Origin of the sequence: Clostridium sp. KLE 1755 (genome assembly GCF_000466465.2) — a bacterium.
GTDB lineage: Bacteria > Bacillota > Clostridia > Lachnospirales > Lachnospiraceae > Eisenbergiella > Eisenbergiella porci.
Genome location: NZ_KE992656.1, coordinates 38,832 through 57,344 on the forward strand (window position 1 = coordinate 38,832; position 18,513 = coordinate 57,344).

Annotated in this window: 17 protein-coding genes; 16 read left to right on the forward strand and 1 reads right to left on the reverse strand. The window is 45.3% G+C overall.

What is annotated here, in order from left to right; all coding sequences use genetic code 11:
* The first annotated feature begins 56 nt into the window (after positions 1–56).
* The 12 genes from HMPREF1548_RS02570 to HMPREF1548_RS02625 all read left to right on the forward strand — a co-directional run bounded on the left by HMPREF1548_RS02570 (position 57) and on the right by HMPREF1548_RS02625 (position 15,730).
* The gene (locus tag HMPREF1548_RS02570) at positions 57–2,468 is read left to right on the forward strand and encodes a restriction endonuclease (RefSeq protein ID WP_035320770.1); all 2,412 of its coding nucleotides are present in this window, start codon (positions 57–59) and stop codon (positions 2,466–2,468) included.
* 234 nt (positions 2,469–2,702) lie between these two features.
* A complete protein-coding gene (locus HMPREF1548_RS02575) occupies positions 2,703–2,957 on the forward strand; it encodes a hypothetical protein (protein ID WP_021634152.1) in 255 nt (84 codons plus the stop codon).
* 60 nt (positions 2,958–3,017) lie between these two features.
* On the forward strand, positions 3,018–3,563 hold the full coding sequence (locus tag HMPREF1548_RS02580) for a hypothetical protein (protein ID WP_021634153.1): 546 nt from the start codon (positions 3,018–3,020) through the stop codon (positions 3,561–3,563).
* A 50-nt stretch (positions 3,564–3,613) separates the two neighbouring features.
* The gene (locus HMPREF1548_RS02585) at positions 3,614–5,035 is read left to right on the forward strand and encodes an FRG domain-containing protein (protein WP_021634154.1); all 1,422 of its coding nucleotides are present in this window, start codon (positions 3,614–3,616) and stop codon (positions 5,033–5,035) included.
* A 160-nt stretch (positions 5,036–5,195) separates the two neighbouring features.
* A complete protein-coding gene (locus HMPREF1548_RS02590) occupies positions 5,196–5,636 on the forward strand; it encodes a hypothetical protein (protein ID WP_021634155.1) in 441 nt (146 codons plus the stop codon).
* 78 nt (positions 5,637–5,714) lie between these two features.
* A complete protein-coding gene (locus HMPREF1548_RS02595) occupies positions 5,715–6,797 on the forward strand; it encodes an alpha/beta hydrolase family protein (protein WP_021634156.1) in 1,083 nt (360 codons plus the stop codon).
* 393 nt (positions 6,798–7,190) lie between these two features.
* Positions 7,191–8,894: a sensor histidine kinase gene (locus tag HMPREF1548_RS02600; RefSeq protein ID WP_021634157.1), complete on the forward strand. Its 1,704-nt coding sequence runs from the start codon at positions 7,191–7,193 to the stop codon at positions 8,892–8,894.
* 12 nt (positions 8,895–8,906) lie between these two features.
* Entirely contained in the window at positions 8,907–10,490 is a 1,584-nt protein-coding gene (locus tag HMPREF1548_RS02605) for a response regulator transcription factor (RefSeq protein WP_021634158.1), read from the forward strand.
* 170 nt (positions 10,491–10,660) lie between these two features.
* On the forward strand, positions 10,661–12,220 hold the full coding sequence (locus tag HMPREF1548_RS02610; protein WP_025487751.1) for an ABC transporter substrate-binding protein: 1,560 nt from the start codon (positions 10,661–10,663) through the stop codon (positions 12,218–12,220).
* Positions 12,221–12,301: 81 nt separating this feature from the next.
* Positions 12,302–13,225, forward strand: coding sequence for an ABC transporter permease (locus tag HMPREF1548_RS02615; protein WP_330415801.1), 924 nt, complete (start codon positions 12,302–12,304; stop codon positions 13,223–13,225).
* A gap of 10 nt (positions 13,226–13,235) precedes the next feature.
* Positions 13,236–14,120 carry a carbohydrate ABC transporter permease gene (locus tag HMPREF1548_RS02620; RefSeq protein WP_025487749.1) on the forward strand — a complete coding sequence of 295 codons (885 nt, stop codon included), beginning with the start codon at positions 13,236–13,238 and terminating at the stop codon, positions 14,118–14,120.
* The gene (locus tag HMPREF1548_RS02625) at positions 14,117–15,730 is read left to right on the forward strand and encodes a glycoside hydrolase family 5 protein (RefSeq protein ID WP_021634162.1); all 1,614 of its coding nucleotides are present in this window, start codon (positions 14,117–14,119) and stop codon (positions 15,728–15,730) included. The genes HMPREF1548_RS02620 and HMPREF1548_RS02625 overlap by 4 nt, the downstream gene beginning before the upstream one ends.
* An 84-nt stretch (positions 15,731–15,814) precedes the next feature.
* Here HMPREF1548_RS02625 and HMPREF1548_RS02630 read toward each other — a convergent pair whose 3' ends face one another.
* The gene (locus HMPREF1548_RS02630; protein WP_021634163.1) at positions 15,815–16,225 is read right to left on the reverse strand and encodes a DUF5684 domain-containing protein; all 411 of its coding nucleotides are present in this window, start codon (positions 16,223–16,225) and stop codon (positions 15,815–15,817) included.
* A gap of 255 nt (positions 16,226–16,480) precedes the next feature.
* On the opposite strand from HMPREF1548_RS02630, the gene HMPREF1548_RS02635 reads away from it, so the two are divergent.
* The 4 genes from HMPREF1548_RS02635 (at position 16,481) to HMPREF1548_RS02650 (ending at position 18,471) form a co-directional block, all read left to right on the forward strand.
* Positions 16,481–16,879 (forward strand): hypothetical protein, encoded by a 399-nt coding sequence (locus HMPREF1548_RS02635; RefSeq protein WP_021634164.1) that lies wholly within the window; start codon positions 16,481–16,483, stop codon positions 16,877–16,879.
* 69 nt (positions 16,880–16,948) lie between these two features.
* A complete protein-coding gene (locus tag HMPREF1548_RS02640; RefSeq protein WP_021634165.1) occupies positions 16,949–17,278 on the forward strand; it encodes a CheW domain-containing protein in 330 nt (109 codons plus the stop codon).
* Positions 17,271–18,095 carry a CheR family methyltransferase gene (locus tag HMPREF1548_RS02645; RefSeq protein ID WP_021634166.1) on the forward strand — a complete coding sequence of 275 codons (825 nt, stop codon included), beginning with the start codon at positions 17,271–17,273 and terminating at the stop codon, positions 18,093–18,095. The genes HMPREF1548_RS02640 and HMPREF1548_RS02645 overlap by 8 nt, the downstream gene beginning before the upstream one ends.
* A gap of 10 nt (positions 18,096–18,105) precedes the next feature.
* On the forward strand, positions 18,106–18,471 hold the full coding sequence (locus HMPREF1548_RS02650) for a response regulator (protein ID WP_021634167.1): 366 nt from the start codon (positions 18,106–18,108) through the stop codon (positions 18,469–18,471).
* Positions 18,472–18,513: the final 42 nt, after the last annotated feature.

An 18,513-nucleotide genomic window follows, 5' to 3' on the forward strand; every position in this document is an offset into this window, starting at 1 on the left:
GGTCCGGTAATAATTTATGGACTGAGGGCTCAGAATACAAAGCCCGCGGAGTCAGTATGGGAGGAGACATTCCGGCCAACCATCTGCTTACATATTTGGAAAAGAGCATAAAAAGTGCGGACAGCATTGATATCATCGTATCCTTTCTGATGGAATCAGGCGTCCGGCTTTTACTTCCTGCGCTTAAAAACGCGCTGGACAGAGGCGCGGCAATACGCCTTCTTACCGGAAATTATCTGGGCATCACACAGCCCAGTGCCCTTACCCTGCTCAAGTACGAGCTGGAGGACAGAGTCTGTGTCCATCTCTATCAGGAAAAGAACCGTTCCTTTCACCCAAAAGCTTACATATTTCACTATGCCGATAACAGTGAGATCTATGTAGGATCGTCTAACATTTCCCGCAGCGCGCTTACCAAAGGAATTGAATGGAATTACCGGTTTTCAGAAAAAGATGATGAACAAAGCTATCACCTTTTCTTTGAGGAGTTTGAAGACCTTTTTTATAATCATTCGGTTGAGGTGACGGATAAAGTACTGAAGGATTATGCGAAAAACTGGAAGCGTCCGGCCCTTCAAAAGGATATGGAAAGCTATCAGGAAAAGCTGCCGGCGAGGGATGGCCGGCTTGCCCCTGTTTTTCCGCGGGGCGCGCAGATAGACGCACTTTATGCACTGAAAAAGAGCCGTGAGAAAGGTGACAGGAAAGCGCTGATTCATGCTGCTACCGGAATTGGCAAGACCTATCTTGCTGCGTTTGATTCCATTGAATATAAAAAAGTATTATTTGTTGCGCACAGAGAAGAAATCCTGAAGCAGGCGGCGGAAAGCTTCAAAAGGGTTCGTCCGCAGGATGAACAGGGATTTTTCAACGGAAATCTGAAGCAGACGGATAAGCCTGTTATCTTTGCATCGGTCGGCTGTCTGGGAAAAGATGAATATTTGTGTGAAAAATATTTCCCGCAGGATTATTTTGATTATATTGTGATTGACGAATTCCATCATGCGGTAAATGATGGCTATAGGAAAATAATCAGATATTTTCAGTATCGTTTTCTTTTAGGGCTGACCGCGACCCCCAACAGGATGGATGGCCGGAATATTTATGAAATATGCGATTATAATGTCCCTTTTGAAATCACGTTGAAGGATGCAATTAATAAGGGAATGCTGGTGCCGTTTCATTATTATGGAATCTATGATGGCGTGGATTACTCCGGTCTGCCTGTAGTCAGGGGAAAATATTTGCAGAAGGATCTGGATATCAAGCTGATTGTTAAAGAAAGATGCGATCTGATTTATAAAAATTACAGAAAATATGGTTCTCAGCGCGCACTGGGCTTTTGCTGTTCCAGGGCACATGCGGAGAGGATGGCTGAGGAGTTCTGCGCCCGGAATGTGCCGGCATGTGCAGTGTACAGCGATGCGGATGGGAATTTTTCGGAAGACAGGACAGCTGCAATTGAAAAGCTGGAAAAAGGGGAGCTGAAAGTAATTTTTTCAGTGGATATGTTTAATGAGGGTGTGGATATTCCTTCTCTGGATATGGTGATGTTCCTGCGTCCCACGGAATCGCCGGTGGTTTTTCTTCAGCAGCTGGGCAGGGGACTGCGGAAGGAGGCAGGCAAGGAGTATCTGACGGTCCTTGATTTCATGGGGAATTATGAAAAAGCCGGGAATGCGCCATTTCTTCTCAGCGGGGAGCCTTATTCCAGAGAGGCGGCGGAGAGGAAGGAGCAGAAGGATTTTAATTTTCCTCTGGATTGTGTTGTGGACTTTGATATGCGGCTGATCGATTTGTTTAAAGAAATGGCAGCCAGGAAGGAAACAAAGAAAGAGCGTATCCGCGGGGAATATTTTAGGATTAAGGAATTTCTTGGAGGAAAGGTTCCTGCGAGGATGGATCTTTTTACTTATATGGAGGAGGAAATATATCAGCTTTGCTTAAAGAATTCGAAGGAAAATCCCTTTAACCATTATCTTGATTTTCTGAAGGAACTGAAGGAATTAACTGATGAGGAATGGAGGCTTTCACAGGGGCCGGGATGGGAATTCCTTCATATCGTGGAGACAACCTCCATGTCCAAATCCTATAAAATGCCTATACTTCTCGCTTTTTATAATGATGGAGAGATAAAAATGGGGATTACGGAGGAGGACGTTTATCAGAGCTGTAAAGCTTTCTATGAAAAGGATCAGAACTGGCGTGATATGGAGAAGGATAAGAACACAAGGGATTTCAGAAGCTGGGATAAAAAAAGATATGTCAGCGAGGCCCGGAAGAATCCGGTTCATTTTCTGAAGGAATCGGGAAGCGGTTTCTTTGTGGATAGAGAGGGATTTGTGCTGGCTTTGAGGGATGATCTGAGGGATGTGGTAACGGAACCGGCTTTTGTGCAGCATATGAAGGATATTATAGATTACAGGACAATGAATTATTACAGGCAGAGGTATGAGAAGGGTGAGTAGGGGAAAAAAGAGAATATACTGCAGCCATATGATTTTAACCATAAAAGGGAATATCTGATATATCTAAATGCCTGCGGAAAAAAATTAAATAAAAAGGAATCAGTCTTAATTGGAAAGGATAGGTTCAGCACCTATGAGCAATGGTCCGAGTATGTAAGGGGAAAGTATTCCTGTATTTCGACAGGAAGCCTGGAGAGTTTTTTGAGGTATCTCAGGTACTTGTTGAGATCTGCTATGAAAGTTGAAGGCAGTTATTCAGGAGTGATTATGCCGATAATGATCGTTTTATTAACGTTTATTTTGGGTAATCTTTTTCAAAACGATGCAATTAATAATCTGGTTTGTATTGCATTGATTTTTTGGGTTTTGTGTTATTGTATAAATGCTTTTACTAATGATTCAAAAAGATTACTTTTATATGAAGATTACATTGAAGTGATTGAAGGAATCCTGGAAAGCCGTAAGATATCAGAAAGTAACCAGATATAAGTAATTCATTAAACGATACCCAAAACCCTCATACAACAAATAACAAAGGAGCCCCCTCAAATGAAAAAACAACTAAACCGCTACAAATTCGAAAAAATCTCCAACATGATGACCAAGGAGTTTGGAAAGATCGCCAAAGGTGAAGAAAATGCCTACGCAATGCTCTTTGCCCCCATGGAAGGAAACCTGCTGAAGCTTCATCGGGAAAACCCGAACAGAAACGGACGAAGGGCAATAGAGGCAATCCATGTATGCCTTCTGCTCGTAGACGGATACCTGACAGATACGGAATATGATTTAAATGGATACCGCACCCCTGAAAACGAAGCCTTTGTCAATGGGCTGTTAATGAGCTTTGATCCCTTTACAAACGATGAGATCAGGGAAGCCGCCGCAGGGTATTGGGATCTCACATCACCTTCAGATTTAAGGTCATATTTCAGGGAACCTGTCCTTTGCCTGCTGAGAATTGAGAAATCTATTGCATTATGGACGGAGGAAGGGGGCGCAAACGGCTATTTCGCCTATTTGGAACAGACAATCGGAGCAGTTATCCCCAGGGACCTGAAAATGAACTTTTCCGTTCAGGTAAAACAGCAGCCTTAAACCAAATATTCTTCGCACCAGATCCTCTCTTCTGAAAGCATGGTGAAAATATGGAAAAATACAAAGAAAAGCTGCGCAGCGACGCACAACAGCTGGCAGAATACGCCGATAACTCAGAATATCTTACCCGGGCCTTCTTCCATATCTTCGGGAAAAAACTTCTGGAGGAAGGCTACGTGGACTGCAGTTATATCTTGGGCGCTTTGGGAAAAGGCACCTATTATTCCCGCCTGAAGGCGCAGGATTCCGCTCTTTATACCCTGTATGCAGGCAGCTGCATTACCTCCGAAAACCTGGAAATCATGATAAATTATATGTCTTCCATCATTGGGACACAGGACAGGGGACTGACGCCTCTCGAAGAGGAAGCGCTGGTTTTCTGGATTTTTCTTCCCTATCTTGGGGTGTCAAAGCGGGAAAAACGTCTTGAGTATCTGAAAGCAGTTCTCAACCGTTTCATTCGGGAATGGGATGGAAAATACATCGATACCACCCCTCCTTCAGAAGAAAAACCTCCTTCAGAAGTAAAAGCAGCTGCGGAACCCTCCGTACAAAATCCGCTTCCCGAAAGGAACCTTCTGGAAAAGAACGGCGTCATATACGATGCCAATTCCTGTGAACTGGAGCTGATAGAAAACGTAAGCAGCTACGTAAAAGACATTTCCGACATGAGGCAGTCAAATACGAATCACATCCTCTATTTCCGAGGCCATTCCAGGCTATCTTACGAATTGCTCCCGGGAATCAAACGCAGCCGGAACTGGATGGTAAATGAAAACCGTATGTATCAGGAGCTTATCCTCCGCTGCACCCAGGATTTTGCGCAGTGCCAATCCCATCTGGACTATCTGGTGGAAATGCAGCATTACGGCCTTCCCACCAGGCTTCTGGACATTACGGAAAATCCGCTGGTTGCCCTGTACTTTGCCTGCTGTAGCAGCAGGGACAGTGTGGGGGAGGTGATCGTTTTGCAGACGGAAACAGCATCCACCAAATATGCCAGGAGCGACACAGCGGCCATTTTGGCTGCGATTCCGGTATTTGATTATGCCTTTCAAACAAAGCTGTATGAGTTATGCGTAAACGGCGTACCGGAGGAGCAGGACAGGGAATATCTCCAGTATGCGGCAAAACTGGCCGGAGAGGTAAAATCAAAGAATCCGGGCTTTGAGCCACGCATCAGAAAAAAAGACTTGCTCAGCCATGTATTTATCATGCCTCTGAGAAGTAATCCGAGAATTATGAAGCAGGATGGATCTTTTATTCTGTGCGGCCTGGGGGACGGCAGAGGGGAAGGAAACAGCCTTCGCACCCTGCGTTACCGGAATAAGTTGGGAAAGAAGCTTATTTTTATCGTGAAAAATAAGGAGAATATTCTCCGTGAGCTGGATTTGTTCTCTATTAATAAAGCGGCGCTGTTTCCCGAAATCGATGATGTTGCGGAATACATCAAGGAGAAGTATACCAAGTAGAAAAACAACAGGTAGAAATACACAAAGGGAAAATACATCAGGCAAAATAAAGCAGTGTCTGACTTTTTATAACAGTATAAGTATCTCATATTTTGGGGCATCGGCTTCTGCGTTAACGGTTTAAAAACCGCGGAAACCGGAACAGAAAGGGGGACATAAGATGAAAGTGAAGCTTCTCACAGATCTGACAAGCTATAATCCCAAATTTACCAGGGATGCGGTGGGTGAATCAAATATGCATGAATACCAACGCGAAGGCCAGCCGTGGAGAACATATGTGAACGTGAGAATAGAAGGAGAGATGCTTCCGGTGGGCGTGGACGGCGTGGAATGTCTGGATAACGATTACATCCGGATGAAAGCGCTTCAGAAAAAAATTGAAGAAAAAGAGCTGCTCCGGCAGCTGAAGGAAGCGGAAAAGGTCATTCATGCCGTTGGTCCGGCCGGCGGAAACAAGGGAATATACCTGAAAACGCCCTGGGACAGTTCCCTGGAAAAACTGGCATCGGATAATCAGGAATGCTGCAGCATTCTGTCTTTCTGTGAGAAAAAGAAAATCAAGGTAACAGAAGTACTGCATTCAGAGTTATATAAATTATAGCCCGCATTCCTGTTCGGAACATGTTTCAATAAAAATAAGTAATAAAAAAGGCTGCAAACAGTGGGAGGCTGCAAAAAAATGGGGAAAGAAGCAATAAAAATGGAACTTGAAAAACGTGCGCTGCCGGAGGTCTTAAGACTTGCGGACAGCACGGCGGTGAACACACCGGAGCTTTGGGGAAAGCGCCGGGAAGAAATCCGTGAAATCCTTCAGGAGGAATGCTACGGGAGGATGCCGCGTACGGGATGGGAAACCGAGTGGGAGACGGTAAAGGAGGATAAAAATGCGTTTGGAGGAAAAGCCGTACTACGGACAGTGGAGGTGCGGATCCATACCAATAGCCGCTATACTTCCTATCCGTTTCAGCTTGTACTGCCGAAAAATGTGCAGAAGCCGCCGGTATTTGTATATCTGACCTTCCTGCCTTTATCCTCTGATGAACTGATGGAGGAGATTACCGACAGCGGCTATGCGGTAGCCAGGGTTTCTTATCAGGATATTGCTCCGGATCAGGGAGACGGCTATACGAACGGCCCCGGCGTCCTGTTCCCCGGCAATGCATTTGACGGCTGGGGAAAGCTTGCGGTATGGGCATGGAGCGCCAGCCGCATTATGGATTACCTGGTGGATTTGGAGGAAATTGACGGTAAGCGTATTGCTGTAGCAGGCCATTCCAGGCTAGGAAAAGCCGCGCTGCTGTGCGGCGCCATGGATGACCGTTTTTCCATGGTGATTTCCAATGATTCCGGTGCGGGCGGCATTTCTCTTTTCCGGGGAAAGGAAGGGGAGAATGTGGCGGATCTGTGCAGGAATTTCCCCTATTGGTTCTGCGGCAATCTGAAGAAATATGCCGGCGGGGAGACAAAGCTTCCTTTTGACCAGCATTTCCTGGCGGCGCTGGTTGTGCCCAGAAAGCTTTATGCGGCAAGCGCCGTGGATGATCAGTGGGCGGATCCACGCTCTGAGTTCCTGTCCTGCGCGGCGGTGACGCCTGTGTATGAACTGCTTGGGGAGAAGGGGCTTGTATGCGATAGCCTGCCGGAAACAGGAGATGCATTTCATGAGGGCAGTGTAGGCTATCATTTAAGACCAGGCACCCACTACCTTGGACGGGAGGACTGGAAGCTGTTTATGGAGTACCGCAGAAGGCATGGTGTATAACACAGGTAACCGGCTGGCTTACTGTGGATAATTCATCACAGCCTGGTTATTTGATCCGTTATTGAAATACGGAAGCATGCAGATACATACGATGCTTCTAACAGAGATTAAGGAAGTTCTTAAGGATTACCAGGAAGAGGTTTAAGCAGAGATAAATTTGCAGACATTAAAAAATACCAGATAATACAGAAAGGGATTGGTTAACGCCGATTCCTTTTTTGATTAAAAAATAAATCTTAAAATTACACCATGTGATTTTTTGCAAATATTCTTTTCTTACAACATTACTACATATTTGTGTTACAATAATCTGGAAAATCCGTTAAAGGATTCTTACGTTATAATCTTAATAGGCCCCCAAAGATATAAATATACAGGAAAGCAGGCAGAACCATGACCAGGCCCAATACAGCCAAAACAACTCTTCTCAAGATATCCATGCTTTTTTTGATTCCTTTTTTCTTTTTCCTGATAGGATTGAATATCTACAGCAATACCATATACAGGCAGCGGTTAACCGAGAATAACCAGACCCGCCTTACTATGTATGAATCCTTTTTGGAAGAGGATTTGAAACATGTGGAGTATTTTATGTCCGATATGATCGCCAATGATGGCTCCTATAATGCCTTGAGGTATCCTCTCAGCTACGTGGACAGCTATCTTCAGGTGCAGCAGCTCCAGGAAAAATTTGAGTCGGTTATGAAAACGATAGACAGCATATCGGCCTTCTGCATTATCAGTCCCAAAAGCAACATAACCAATGGCCCTTTCCGTAAGAACATCAGCTTTGATGAAAAGGATAATATTAAGAAGTATCTGAACCAGCTTGTAACTGAAAAGGGGGACGAGGCAATTACAGATTGGAGGGTGCAGCAAATCGGGGACAAATATTACTTCCTTAAAATTATGGGATTGGGAGGGGTTTATACCAGCTGTATTATTGATGTGGATAATGTATCCTCCATAGAAGAAAAAGGAACGGAAAAGAGCTATCTTGTTTTTGAGGAAAATGGAATGATTCTTTCTTACCGGGATAAGATGAAGGATTTGCAGATCCGGATTGAGGAAGAGGAAACCTCTTATTTAAGCGGCCATGGGAGAAACCAATTTGTAGTAATGAGCTATTCGGAAATACTCAATTGTTATCTGATGCTTGTGGAGCCATACCGTGGAATCTGGAGTATGGAATCCATGCCGCTCATTATGCTGCTTTTATCTGTGTTTTTTGTAGTGCTTCTGCTGTGGTGTTACCGGACTCTGAAGCGGGATTTCCTGCAGCCGCTTGAGCAGATGGTGGAAACTATGGAAGAAATCAGGGACGGTGGTCTGGAATCACGGCTCTCGGTCAGAAACCAGGTAAAGGAATATAAAAAAATGGAGTCTACCTTCAATGCCATGATGGACAGAATCAGGGAATTAAAAATATTGGCTTATGTAAGGCTGATTCAGGTACAGAAGACCGAGCTTCAGTATTATCAAATTCAGATACGGCCTCATTTTTTTCTGAACTGCATGAAAAACCTGTATGCCATGACTGCGGCCCGTAAGTATACACAGATGCAGGAAATGATTCTTACTCTGTCAGAATACCTGAGAGCGGTTCTGAAGGATCATGATATTATCGTACCACTGGGAAAAGAGTTGGACAGCGTGCGATCTTACATCAAGCTGCAGCAGATGAGCAGTGCGAAACCACCGGAATATGAGGAAGATGTCAGCCCTGATCTTCTGCAGTTTGAAATCCCGCCCATGTCCCTGCTCACATTTATAGAAAATTCTTTTAAATACGAAAAAAGCAGTGAGGAACCTATGCAGATTCTGGTGAAAGCCAGACTTTTTCTGGATGGTGAGGAACAATTTGTTAATTTGACAATCATGGACAATGGGAGCGGTTTCCCTCCGGAAGTTATGGAAATTTTAAATGATCCGGAAAAACGGATGCCCGGTGAGCATATGGGAATCAATAATGTGGAACAGCGTTTTTCCCTGCTTTATCAAAAGCCGTGCAGCTTTATATACAGCAATATGAACGGTGCCTGTGTGGATATTTTTGTGCCCTATGAAGAGGCAAGACAACCTGTAGTAGATCTGTAGGAGGAAATAAATATGACAGTACTGGTGATTGATGATCAAATACATGTAGTTGACGGAATACTCTCGGAGGTTGACTGGGACGGGCTGGGGATTGAAACTGTCTGGAAGGCGTACAGTGCGGCGGAGGCTAAGGGAATTCTTCTTCTTAATCAGGTTGACATTATGCTGTGTGATATTGAGATGCCCGGAGAAAACGGACTTTCTCTTCTGAAGTGGACACTGGATCAGGGGATGGAAACAGAATGTATTTTCCTTACGGCACACGCGGATTTTGTGTATGCCAGAACGGCCATGCAATTGGGCAGCTTTGATTATATCCTTCAGCCCGCCAGATATGAGGATATAGAGAATGCGATTCTGCGTGTAAAGCAGAGGATAAAGGAAAAAAGAGATCAGAAAAAATATTATTCCTATGGAAAGACACTTTTTGAAGAACGGGACAGAATAACCGATCAACTCATCGGGGAATGGTATCAGGAACCTGAAAATGGGGGCTGCTGCCGGAAGCTGTTGGAGGATATGCAGAAAATGGGAAAGCCTGTTTGCAATACCAGTCCGGCGCGGCTGCTATTGTGTCAGGTTTTAAAATGGAATAATGCAGCATGGGACAGGGAGCTTTTCCGCAATTCCTGTGCCAATATACTGGAGGAACTGCTTCAGGAATGGGAGCAGAAGGCTCATATCGGAAGCCTGAATCAGGAGGAATATATTTTTATTCTTTATGGGACAGTGCAGAAACAGCCTGAAAGTACGAAAATGTGGGAGATATTGAGAAAGTTCTTTTCGGCTGCCGGGCAGTTTTTCAGCTGTGATATGGCTTTATATGTGGGAAATATGGTGATGTTTGAGGATATGCCGTGTGAACTGGCGGTTATCAGACAGCTGAAAGAGGATAATGTTGCACGGAGAAGCGGAGTTTACAGGGCGGAGAATGGGGAAGATAGGGTCGAGCCTCAGATAAGACAGCCTGATTTCAGAACATGGGAAAAGCTTCTTTTACAGGGCATGGGGAAGCAAGTGTATGAGGATGCAATGAGGTATCTGCAGGAATTATCTGATGCGGATTGTCTGAATGCCGGCAACCTGCAGAAGTTTTACAGTGACTTTTACCGGGTAATCTGTCTGGCTGAGGAAAGGACAGATACGGCCTGGGAGGATATTTTCACGGAGGAGGAGCAGAGACAGACTGCGCTTCATGCCTATGAGACATTGCAGGATATGCAGCTTTTTTTGAAAACGGTAACATCCTATTTTTCCGGCGAAGAGGTGGATGCGGGAAGGGCCGTCGGTCAGGTAGACGCTATTAAAGAATATATTTATCATCATCTGGACAGTGATATCAGGCGGGAGGACATTGCTGTTGCAGTGTTTATGAATCCCAATTATGTGTCCAGGCTGTTTAAAAAAGTGGAAGGAATTTCACTGAAGGAGTTTATTGTTCAGGAAAAGATGAAAATGGCACGTGCCCTTCTTCTAAACTCCCAGCTTCCCGTGAGCATTGTTGCCTTAAAGGTAGGCTACAGTAACTTTTCCCATTTTTCTCAGGTATATAGAAAATTTTTTGGAGTCAGCCCTACGGATGAGAGAAAAAGATAATGAAATGTATATGGGAATATTTATAACAGTTAAAAGTCACTTTTCTGACAATCCTGAGCCGGGACAGTAAAAATGGTAATAATTATGACAACATGAGGTTACGAATCCGGCGGAAGCGTTCTGTCTTACATGGTATATTGAAAACATCAAAAGACAAGGGAGGGCACCAAATGAAAAGAAAATGGTTGGCATGTCTGCTTACGGCAGCTGTAGTAACCACAACGTTACTGGGCTGCGGAGGAAGCAGCAAAGAAAAAGCACAGACAGGACAGGAGACGGGTTCTGCAACGAATGCCGTGCAGAGCGGTACGGAAGATTCGCTGCAGGAAACAGGAACACAGGAAATATCCGCACAGGAAGAATATGTCTGTAAAATAGTATGTGTGGGCGATGCTACATCGGAAAGCTGTGATAAGGTAGCCCAGGCGGCATCGGAAATCACTATGGCAAAGTATAATACGAAGATTGAACTGGTTCGTCTGAGCTATGGAAGCTTTGCAGAGGAAGTGAACCTGATGCTTTCTTCCGGTGAAAAGTTGGATCTGTTCCCCAATTTTGCATTTTCAACGATTACAGCAGCAAATACGGGACAGATTTTACCTTTGGATGAGCTTCTTCCGGAGTATGGAAAAGACATCCTCAATGCAGTTCCCCAGACAGACTGGGAATGCGTGAGCATTGGAGGCCAGATTTTTGGCGTGCCTAACAATAAAGACAAGGCAGAGGGCTTCGGCCTGGCTATGAGAACCGATATGCTGGAGGAAACAGGTTATGACCTTTCTGCAATTCATACGGAAAAGGATCTGGAAGGGCTGTTTGCCGCAGTAAAGGAAAAATATCCTGACTGCTATCCTCTGGTATCTGATAATGGCGGTATGGGTTATTACAATGTGAGCAGGGATGACCTTGGCGGTGATTTCGGGTGGCTGGAAAACTGTCTTGATGATTCCGAATTAAAGGTTGTAGACTGGTATGAAAGCGATACCTATAAGGAAATTATGCAGCGCAGGTATGATTGGGCACAGAAGGGATATATTATGCCTGATGCTGCCACCAATACACAGAATGCCTACGAGCTGATGGCAGCAGGAAAGGGTTTCAGTTATTTCTGTAATACCAAACCGGGTATTGAAGCGGAATGGAGCAGAAAAGTAGGTAAAGATATTACGGTGGTAGAGCTGGTGGAAACCTATAGAACTTCCGGTTCAGGAATGAATACCTGGTATATTGCGCATAACAGCGAAAAACCGGAAAGAGCTATGCAGGTACTGAATGAAATCTACAGCAATCCGGAGCTGAGTAATATTTTAATTAACGGAATTGAAGGCGAAAACTATCTGATTGACAGCGAAAAAGGAGTCCTGACTTATCCTGATGGTGTAGACGCTTCCAATACATCCTACAGCAGCGTGGCTTGGGTATGGCCTAATGAACTGATATCCATTCCATGGGAAGCAGATGGTGCGGATATCTGGAAGCAGACGGAAGAATTTAACAACAGTGCGAAGCTGAGCAAAGCCTTTGGCTTTGTCTGGGATAATTCCAATGTTCTTAACGAAATTACAGCCTGCAATAATGTAACGGCTAAATATAAGAATGCGTTGGACTGCGGTTCCCTGAATCCTGAGGAGGCAATCCCGAAGATGGTTAAGGAACTGAAAGATGCAGGAGTAGATGCAATTATTGCTGAAAAACAGGCACAGCTTGATGCCTGGGCTGCACAGCAGTAATCGTCTGATATTAACAGTCCGGAGGAAAAGGGTGCGGATCCGCACCCTTTTCCATAGCCGGAAGAACAGGAGGAGAATCCGGTGAAAAATCATAAAATGAGCCGCGGAAGATGGATGAGATACCTTCCCCTGTATCTGATGCTGCTGCCGGGAAGCATATATCTTATTATAAACAATTACCTTCCTATGGCAGGGACGGTGGTTGCATTTAAGAAGTATAACTATCAAAAGGGTATTTTCGGAAGTGAATGGAACGGCCTTAAAAATTTTATTTTTCTGTTTAAAACAAAGGATGCATGGGTCATTACAAGAAATACAATCTGCTATAATCTGGTATTTATTATAGTTGGAACTGCGGCAGCAATTACGGTAGCCATTTTGCTTTCGGAAATCAAAGCGGTGCGTGCAAGAAAAACCTATCAGACACTGATACTTCTTCCTTTTCTGGTATCCATTGTGGTGGTCAGTTACATTGTCTATGGCTTTCTGAGTACAGAGTATGGATTTGTCAATCATGCGCTTGAGAGCCTGGGTAAACAGAAGCTTTCCTGGTATTCAAATCCGACCTGGTGGCCGCTTATATTGGTTCTGGTGAACCTTTGGAAAAACATTGGTTACAACTGTGTTCTCTACTATGCTACATTGATGGGAATTGATTCTTCTTATTATGAAGCGGCAGTGGTAGACGGCGCAGGGCGCTGGCAGAGAATTCGTTATATCACACTTCCGTCGCTGGCGCCTACCATCTGTATATTGACACTGATGTCGGTATCCAAGATTTTCTATTCTGATTTCGGCCTGTTTTATCAGGTGCCGATGAACAGCGGACCTCTTATAGATGTTACCAATACTATTGACACTTACGTGTACAGAGGCCTGATGGAGACTAATAATATAGGTATGTCGGCGGCGGCAGGGCTTTATCAGTCGATGGTGGGATTTATCCTGGTAATTGCGGCAAACTGGCTGGTAAGGAAACAAAATGAAGAAAGCGCGCTTTTTTAGGAGGAAAATCATGGTTGAAAGAAACAAGACATTTCAAATAATGGCAAATGCAGTCATGATTATACTTGTCGTTTTCTGCATGCTGCCACTGCTTTTGCTGTTTTCTTCATCTTTAAATGAAGAACATGCCCTGATAGTAAATGGCTATTCTTTTCTTCCCTCCAAACTGGACTTTTCAGCATATAAATACATATTGGTAGATTCCACTCAGCTGTTGAGAGGTTATGGAATATCCGCATTGGTAACGCTTATCGGGACAACGGTTAATCTTGTATTTACCACATTATTTGCCTATCCGCTGTCCAGGAAGGATTTGCCGGGTAAAAATATGATCGCCTTTTTCCTGTTTTTTACCATGCTGTTTAATGGCGGTCTTGTCCCTTCCTATATCATGTGGACGCAGAACTTTCATATTAAAAATACGCTGTGGGCCCTGATTGTACCGAATTTGCTGATGGGAGCCTTTAATGTTATCATGATGAGAACCTATCTGACCAGTAATATTCCGGAAGAAGTAATTGATGCCGCCAGAATAGACGGTTCCGGGGAGGGAGGGATTCTGGTACGTATTGTAGTTCCCATGTCTAAACCCATCATATCCACATTGGCGCTGCTTGTGGGGCTGGGTTACTGGAATGACTGGCTGAACGGCCTGTACTATATTAATAAGGACACACTTTACAGCATTCAGGTGCTTTTAAACAGGATGCTCTTGGATACGCAGTTCCTCATGAGCAGCGCAAGTCAGGGTATGAATATTGATACCAGCCAGCTGCCTTCTACAGGAATTAAGATGGCAATTGCAGTGATGGGTATTTTGCCTGTTCTGATTGTTTATCCGTTTTTGCAGAAATATCTGGTGCAGGGAATAACGATAGGAGCGGTTAAGGGATGAAAAAACAAAACAATTTATGTGCATATCTTCATGCAGATGGGAAGAAAATTGTGGACGGCAGTGGAAAAGAAATTTTACTGTCGGGCTGGGGACTTGGGAACTGGCTGCTGCAGGAAGGCTATATGTGGAAAGCTTATGGGGAGAGATTTGACCGTCCCTCACGGATTGAAAAGTGTGTGGAGGAATTGACCGGAAAGGATTATGCTCCATTATTCTGGAAAAAGTACAGAGAGAACTATATCCGCAGGGAAGACATACTGGCTATGGCGGAACTGGGCTATAATTCCGTGAGGATTCCGTTTAGCTATCGGCTGTTTATGGAAGATGGGCCGGGGATTTTATGGAAGGAAGAGGGCTTTAAACTGTTGGATGATTGTCTTTCCTGGTGCGAGGAAGCAGGAATCTACGCTTTCCTGGATTTGCATGGGGCACCCGGTGGACAAACAGGGTCCAATATTGATGACTCTGTGGATAACGTGCCCAGATTATTCATTGACAGAGATTGTCGGGTAAAAGCGTGTGCCCTGTGGAAAAAACTGGCGCAGCGTTATTCCGAAAGGGCTGTGGTGGGAGGTTATGATCTACTCAATGAGCCTATCATACCTCCGGAAGCAGGAAACGGTGATTTTGATTATCTGATTCCAGAGCTGGAGCTTTTCTACGAGGAAGTGATTGCCGCTGTCAGGGAGGTGGATAACAATCACCTGATTTCCCTGGAAGGGGCGCACTGGGCGACGGATGTGCGTATATTCCATAAAAAGTATGATGACAACATGGTTCTCCATTTTCACAGGTATGCGGAAATGCCCGACAGAGCCTGCCTGGAGCGTTTTATAAGTGCTGCGGAGGAGCTTGATGTGCCGCTTTGGATGGGGGAGACAGGAGAAAACTCCAATGCCTGGTATGCAGCTCTTTATCCTCTTGCCTCAGCCCTGGGAATCGGTTATAATCTGTGGCCGTGGAAAAAGATGGACTGTACCAATTCGCCTTGTTCTATCAGAGAGCCTGAGGGATATCAGAAGATTCTCCGGTATCTGGATAAAGGTCCCCATCCTGGATATGAAGAAGCCAGACAAATCCTGAATCAATATCTGGAAAATATTTGTATTGAAAATTGTGAATTGCATCCCGAGGTAACAAGACATGTCTTCAGAAAACCGCCTTTTACCATACAGGCTGTTGATTTTGACGCGTGCCCGGGTAAAGGCGCTTCCTGGTTTGGGAGCGGAAATCCTTACGGAATTTATCGCAGTGATACCGATATGGAAATCAGGGAGCTTTATCCGGCTGGGGAGAAGGCGTTTGCCTTTGACTGTGGATGGGAGCGCCTGGCGCTTGTTTTAAAAGCGGGAGAGTTTGTATGCTACAGCTTTTGTACTGCAGAGACAGCGGGAAAAGAAATCCATCTGCAGATTTCTTACAGAGCGGAAGAAAAAACAGAGCTTGCAGTGATTACGGAAACGGGAAAGGAAGTTCTTGTGAGTCTGGAACCGGGAACTGAAGATGCGGAGGTGTCTCTGGGAATCCCTGCGGCGGACATGGAAAAAGGAACTGTCAGATTAGAGGGAAGAAGTGGAAGCGCCTGGATAAAGCAGCTTATTTTTACATAGAAACAACACAAAAGGGAAAGACCTCCCGCATTCCGCGGCCGTCCTTTCCCTTTCTTAACGTCAATCATTACAACGGTTCAGCCATCAGTCCTGCTTTCCCAGATAAACCGATCCCCCAAACCCAAGTATCAGAAGGAAAATAGGCCTGAGGAAGAAAAGCCCGACGGTGAAGCCCACGCCGTGGCCGAAGGCTTTTGAAAGCTTGTACAGCTGGACAATCATCAGCACCGTGGCTGCCAGGGAAACGAGAGAACCCAGCAGGGAGGGCAGAACCTCGCCAAGAGCGGTGCAGAGGATGTAAATCCAGAAGATTTTCGTATCCCAGGTAAACTTATAACAGGTATAAGTATTATAGATGGGAATGATTGACTTCCAGCCCGGCTCGTTTGCCTTTTCGTACATTTTCCAGCCTGCGGCGAGGATGAGAATGTACCATACCACGGACAGAACCACGCCGGTAAGGCCTGTTGTTTCATATAAATACTGAAATTGCATAGATAAAACCCCCTGTTCCGGACGGCATGGATACCGTCCTTTTTTATAGTATATTCTATCACGTATCTATTGGATTTGTAATACAATTTGTTCATATAATTTCACACTTAATTTCATGCAGTGCTTGAGTTTTTAACTCCGATAAAGTATTATTAGAATAGTATCAAAAAAACAGGAACGGCTGACGGAAATTTTGGATTCTCCGCAGTCCGGTTTGCAGACGGCTTTGACAGTCCAGGGCGGAAAGGAAATAAAATGGACGATGTGGATAACAGTTATCTTTTATTCGTTTCGGATGGTCTCTTTTTTTTGCTGCCGGTCTGCTGTCTGGACCGGGTGATGGATGCAGAAAAGCCGGAAGAGGAGGCGGAGGCGGCGGAATGTAACATACTGGCAGGGGCTTTGGGCGGAAACGGCAAGCGCAGGTACCGCATCCTGCTGCATAAGGAAGCGTCGGAAGAGAAGCTGTTGCTGCCGGCTGATGACATAATAGATCTCAGGGAAATCAATGATGAACAGATTTTAGAATTAACGGAACCGGTTCTGAATGAGAGGAACCGGTATTTAATTGCCGTTGCAGTAACCGAAACGCAAGAGGGAAGAAGGATTCCCGCATACATCCTGGATCCGGCCTGCCTGTCAGGAGAACAATAGAAGAATCTGTGAAAAGGAACTAAACATATATAAGCCAATAGGAATGAATAAAGGAACGGCGGGGGAACTATGGAATACATAACGGCACAGGCCGGGAAAAAGATGCTCTGTATAGAGAAGGAGCGGGTCGAAGCTATCCTGATGAAGCCGGAAATATGGCGTGTCCCGGATGCTTCGGAGGAAATTCTGGGAATTGCGGTATATAACGGAAAACTGGTGATCTATTATCGCTTTGACTGTAAACAGGAGGCGCTCTGCGGTATTCTTGTCAGGGACGACGGCGGAGGGGTCTATGGAATTGCCGCGGCGGCGGTTGGGGAAGAAGGTCTTTCCCGGGAGGAGCTGGAGCCCGTAATGGCGGGAACCGTAAACGGGGTATGGGAGAAGAAGAGTGATTAGGCTGAGGGAAGAGGAATTCTCTGATATTGTGAATTACATGCGTGAGGCATACGGTATCAACCTGGATAAAAAGAAGGTTCTGATAGAATGCCGTATGACAAAGCTTTTGGAAAAAAGGGGACTAAATTCCTTTGGGAAATACCTGGATATGCTCCATCAGGACAGGACAGGAGATATGGCCGCGGAAATGGTCAACTGCCTGACGACAAATTATACTTATTTTTACAGGGAGCCGGATCATTTCAGGCTGCTGCAGGAACGGATCCTGCCGAAGCTTATGGAACGCAGGCAGTATGGTGGACTGGATATCTGGAGCGCCGGCTGCTCCACCGGAGAAGAATGCTATACCCTGGCCATGGTGCTGGAGGAATGCCGCCGGCCAAATAAATACATGGGAAATATACGGCTCCTGGCGACGGATATTTCAGGGGATGCCCTGGATAAAGCGCAGAAGGGCCAATATCCGGCCAAGGAACTGGAAAAGCTTCCACTGGAATGGCAGAAAAAATACTGTGCGCAGGTTGATGACAGAACCTTTCAGGTAAACGAAGAACTGAGATACAGAATACGCTTTGAAAAAAGGAATCTGCTGGAACCGCGCCCGTCAACAGAGAGGTTTGATTTGATTCTCTGCCGGAATGTGATGATATATTTTGACAGGGATGCAAGAATGCGGCTGGTCAGGATGCTGGAGGATGCGCTGAATCCCGGAGGCTATCTCATGATAGGACATGCCGAGCTGCTTACTGCGGGGGAAACGGTGCTGGAATCCGTTTATCCTGCAGTATACAGGAAGGAACAGCCGGCGGATAAATAAAGGAGTTTATATGGGGAAAAAAATTTTGGTAGTGGATGACGCTCTTTTTATGAGAAGGGTAATCAGGAAGAACCTGGAGGGAAGCGGATACCAGGATATTGAAGAAGCCTGCAGCGGTGAGGAAGCCCTGGAGCTGTTCAGCCGTGAAAAGCCTGATCTTGTGCTCCTGGATATTACCATGCCGGGGATGTCCGGGCTGGAGGTGCTGGAGGAAATCCGAAAGAAGGATCCGGCGGCTAAGGTAATAATGTGCTCTGCGATGGGGCAGGAGCAGATGATCACAAATGCACTGATGCTCGGTGCATCGGATTTTATTGTAAAGCCCTTTAAAGCGGATGAATTTATGAAAGTGGTGGAATATACATTATCGTCCTGATACGGCATGATAAGGGAAAAAACTGACGGAAGGCACAGCGGC

Bases quoted from the DNA above. Each gene is read 5' to 3' on its own strand.
- HMPREF1548_RS02605 (WP_021634158.1), top strand. From the start codon at position 8,907: ATGACAGTACTGGTGATTGATGATCAAATACATGTAGTTGACGGAATA.
- HMPREF1548_RS02580 (WP_021634153.1), top strand. From the start codon at position 3,018: ATGAAAAAACAACTAAACCGCTACAAATTCGAAAAAATCTCCAACATG.
- HMPREF1548_RS02640 (WP_021634165.1), top strand. From the start codon at position 16,949: ATGGAATACATAACGGCACAGGCCGGGAAAAAGATGCTCTGTATAGAG.
- HMPREF1548_RS02625 (WP_021634162.1), top strand. From the start codon at position 14,117: ATGAAAAAACAAAACAATTTATGTGCATATCTTCATGCAGATGGGAAG.
- HMPREF1548_RS02600 (WP_021634157.1), top strand. From the start codon at position 7,191: ATGACCAGGCCCAATACAGCCAAAACAACTCTTCTCAAGATATCCATG.
- HMPREF1548_RS02575 (WP_021634152.1), top strand. From the start codon at position 2,703: ATGAAAGTTGAAGGCAGTTATTCAGGAGTGATTATGCCGATAATGATC.
- HMPREF1548_RS02620 (WP_025487749.1), top strand. From the start codon at position 13,236: ATGGTTGAAAGAAACAAGACATTTCAAATAATGGCAAATGCAGTCATG.
- HMPREF1548_RS02635 (WP_021634164.1), top strand. From the start codon at position 16,481: ATGGACGATGTGGATAACAGTTATCTTTTATTCGTTTCGGATGGTCTC.
- HMPREF1548_RS02630 (WP_021634163.1), bottom strand. From the start codon at position 16,225: ATGCAATTTCAGTATTTATATGAAACAACAGGCCTTACCGGCGTGGTT.
- HMPREF1548_RS02585 (WP_021634154.1), top strand. From the start codon at position 3,614: ATGGAAAAATACAAAGAAAAGCTGCGCAGCGACGCACAACAGCTGGCA.
- HMPREF1548_RS02650 (WP_021634167.1), top strand. From the start codon at position 18,106: ATGGGGAAAAAAATTTTGGTAGTGGATGACGCTCTTTTTATGAGAAGG.
- HMPREF1548_RS02590 (WP_021634155.1), top strand. From the start codon at position 5,196: ATGAAAGTGAAGCTTCTCACAGATCTGACAAGCTATAATCCCAAATTT.
- HMPREF1548_RS02570 (WP_035320770.1), top strand. From the start codon at position 57: ATGGGAGGAGACATTCCGGCCAACCATCTGCTTACATATTTGGAAAAG.
- HMPREF1548_RS02610 (WP_025487751.1), top strand. From the start codon at position 10,661: ATGAAAAGAAAATGGTTGGCATGTCTGCTTACGGCAGCTGTAGTAACC.
- HMPREF1548_RS02595 (WP_021634156.1), top strand. From the start codon at position 5,715: ATGGGGAAAGAAGCAATAAAAATGGAACTTGAAAAACGTGCGCTGCCG.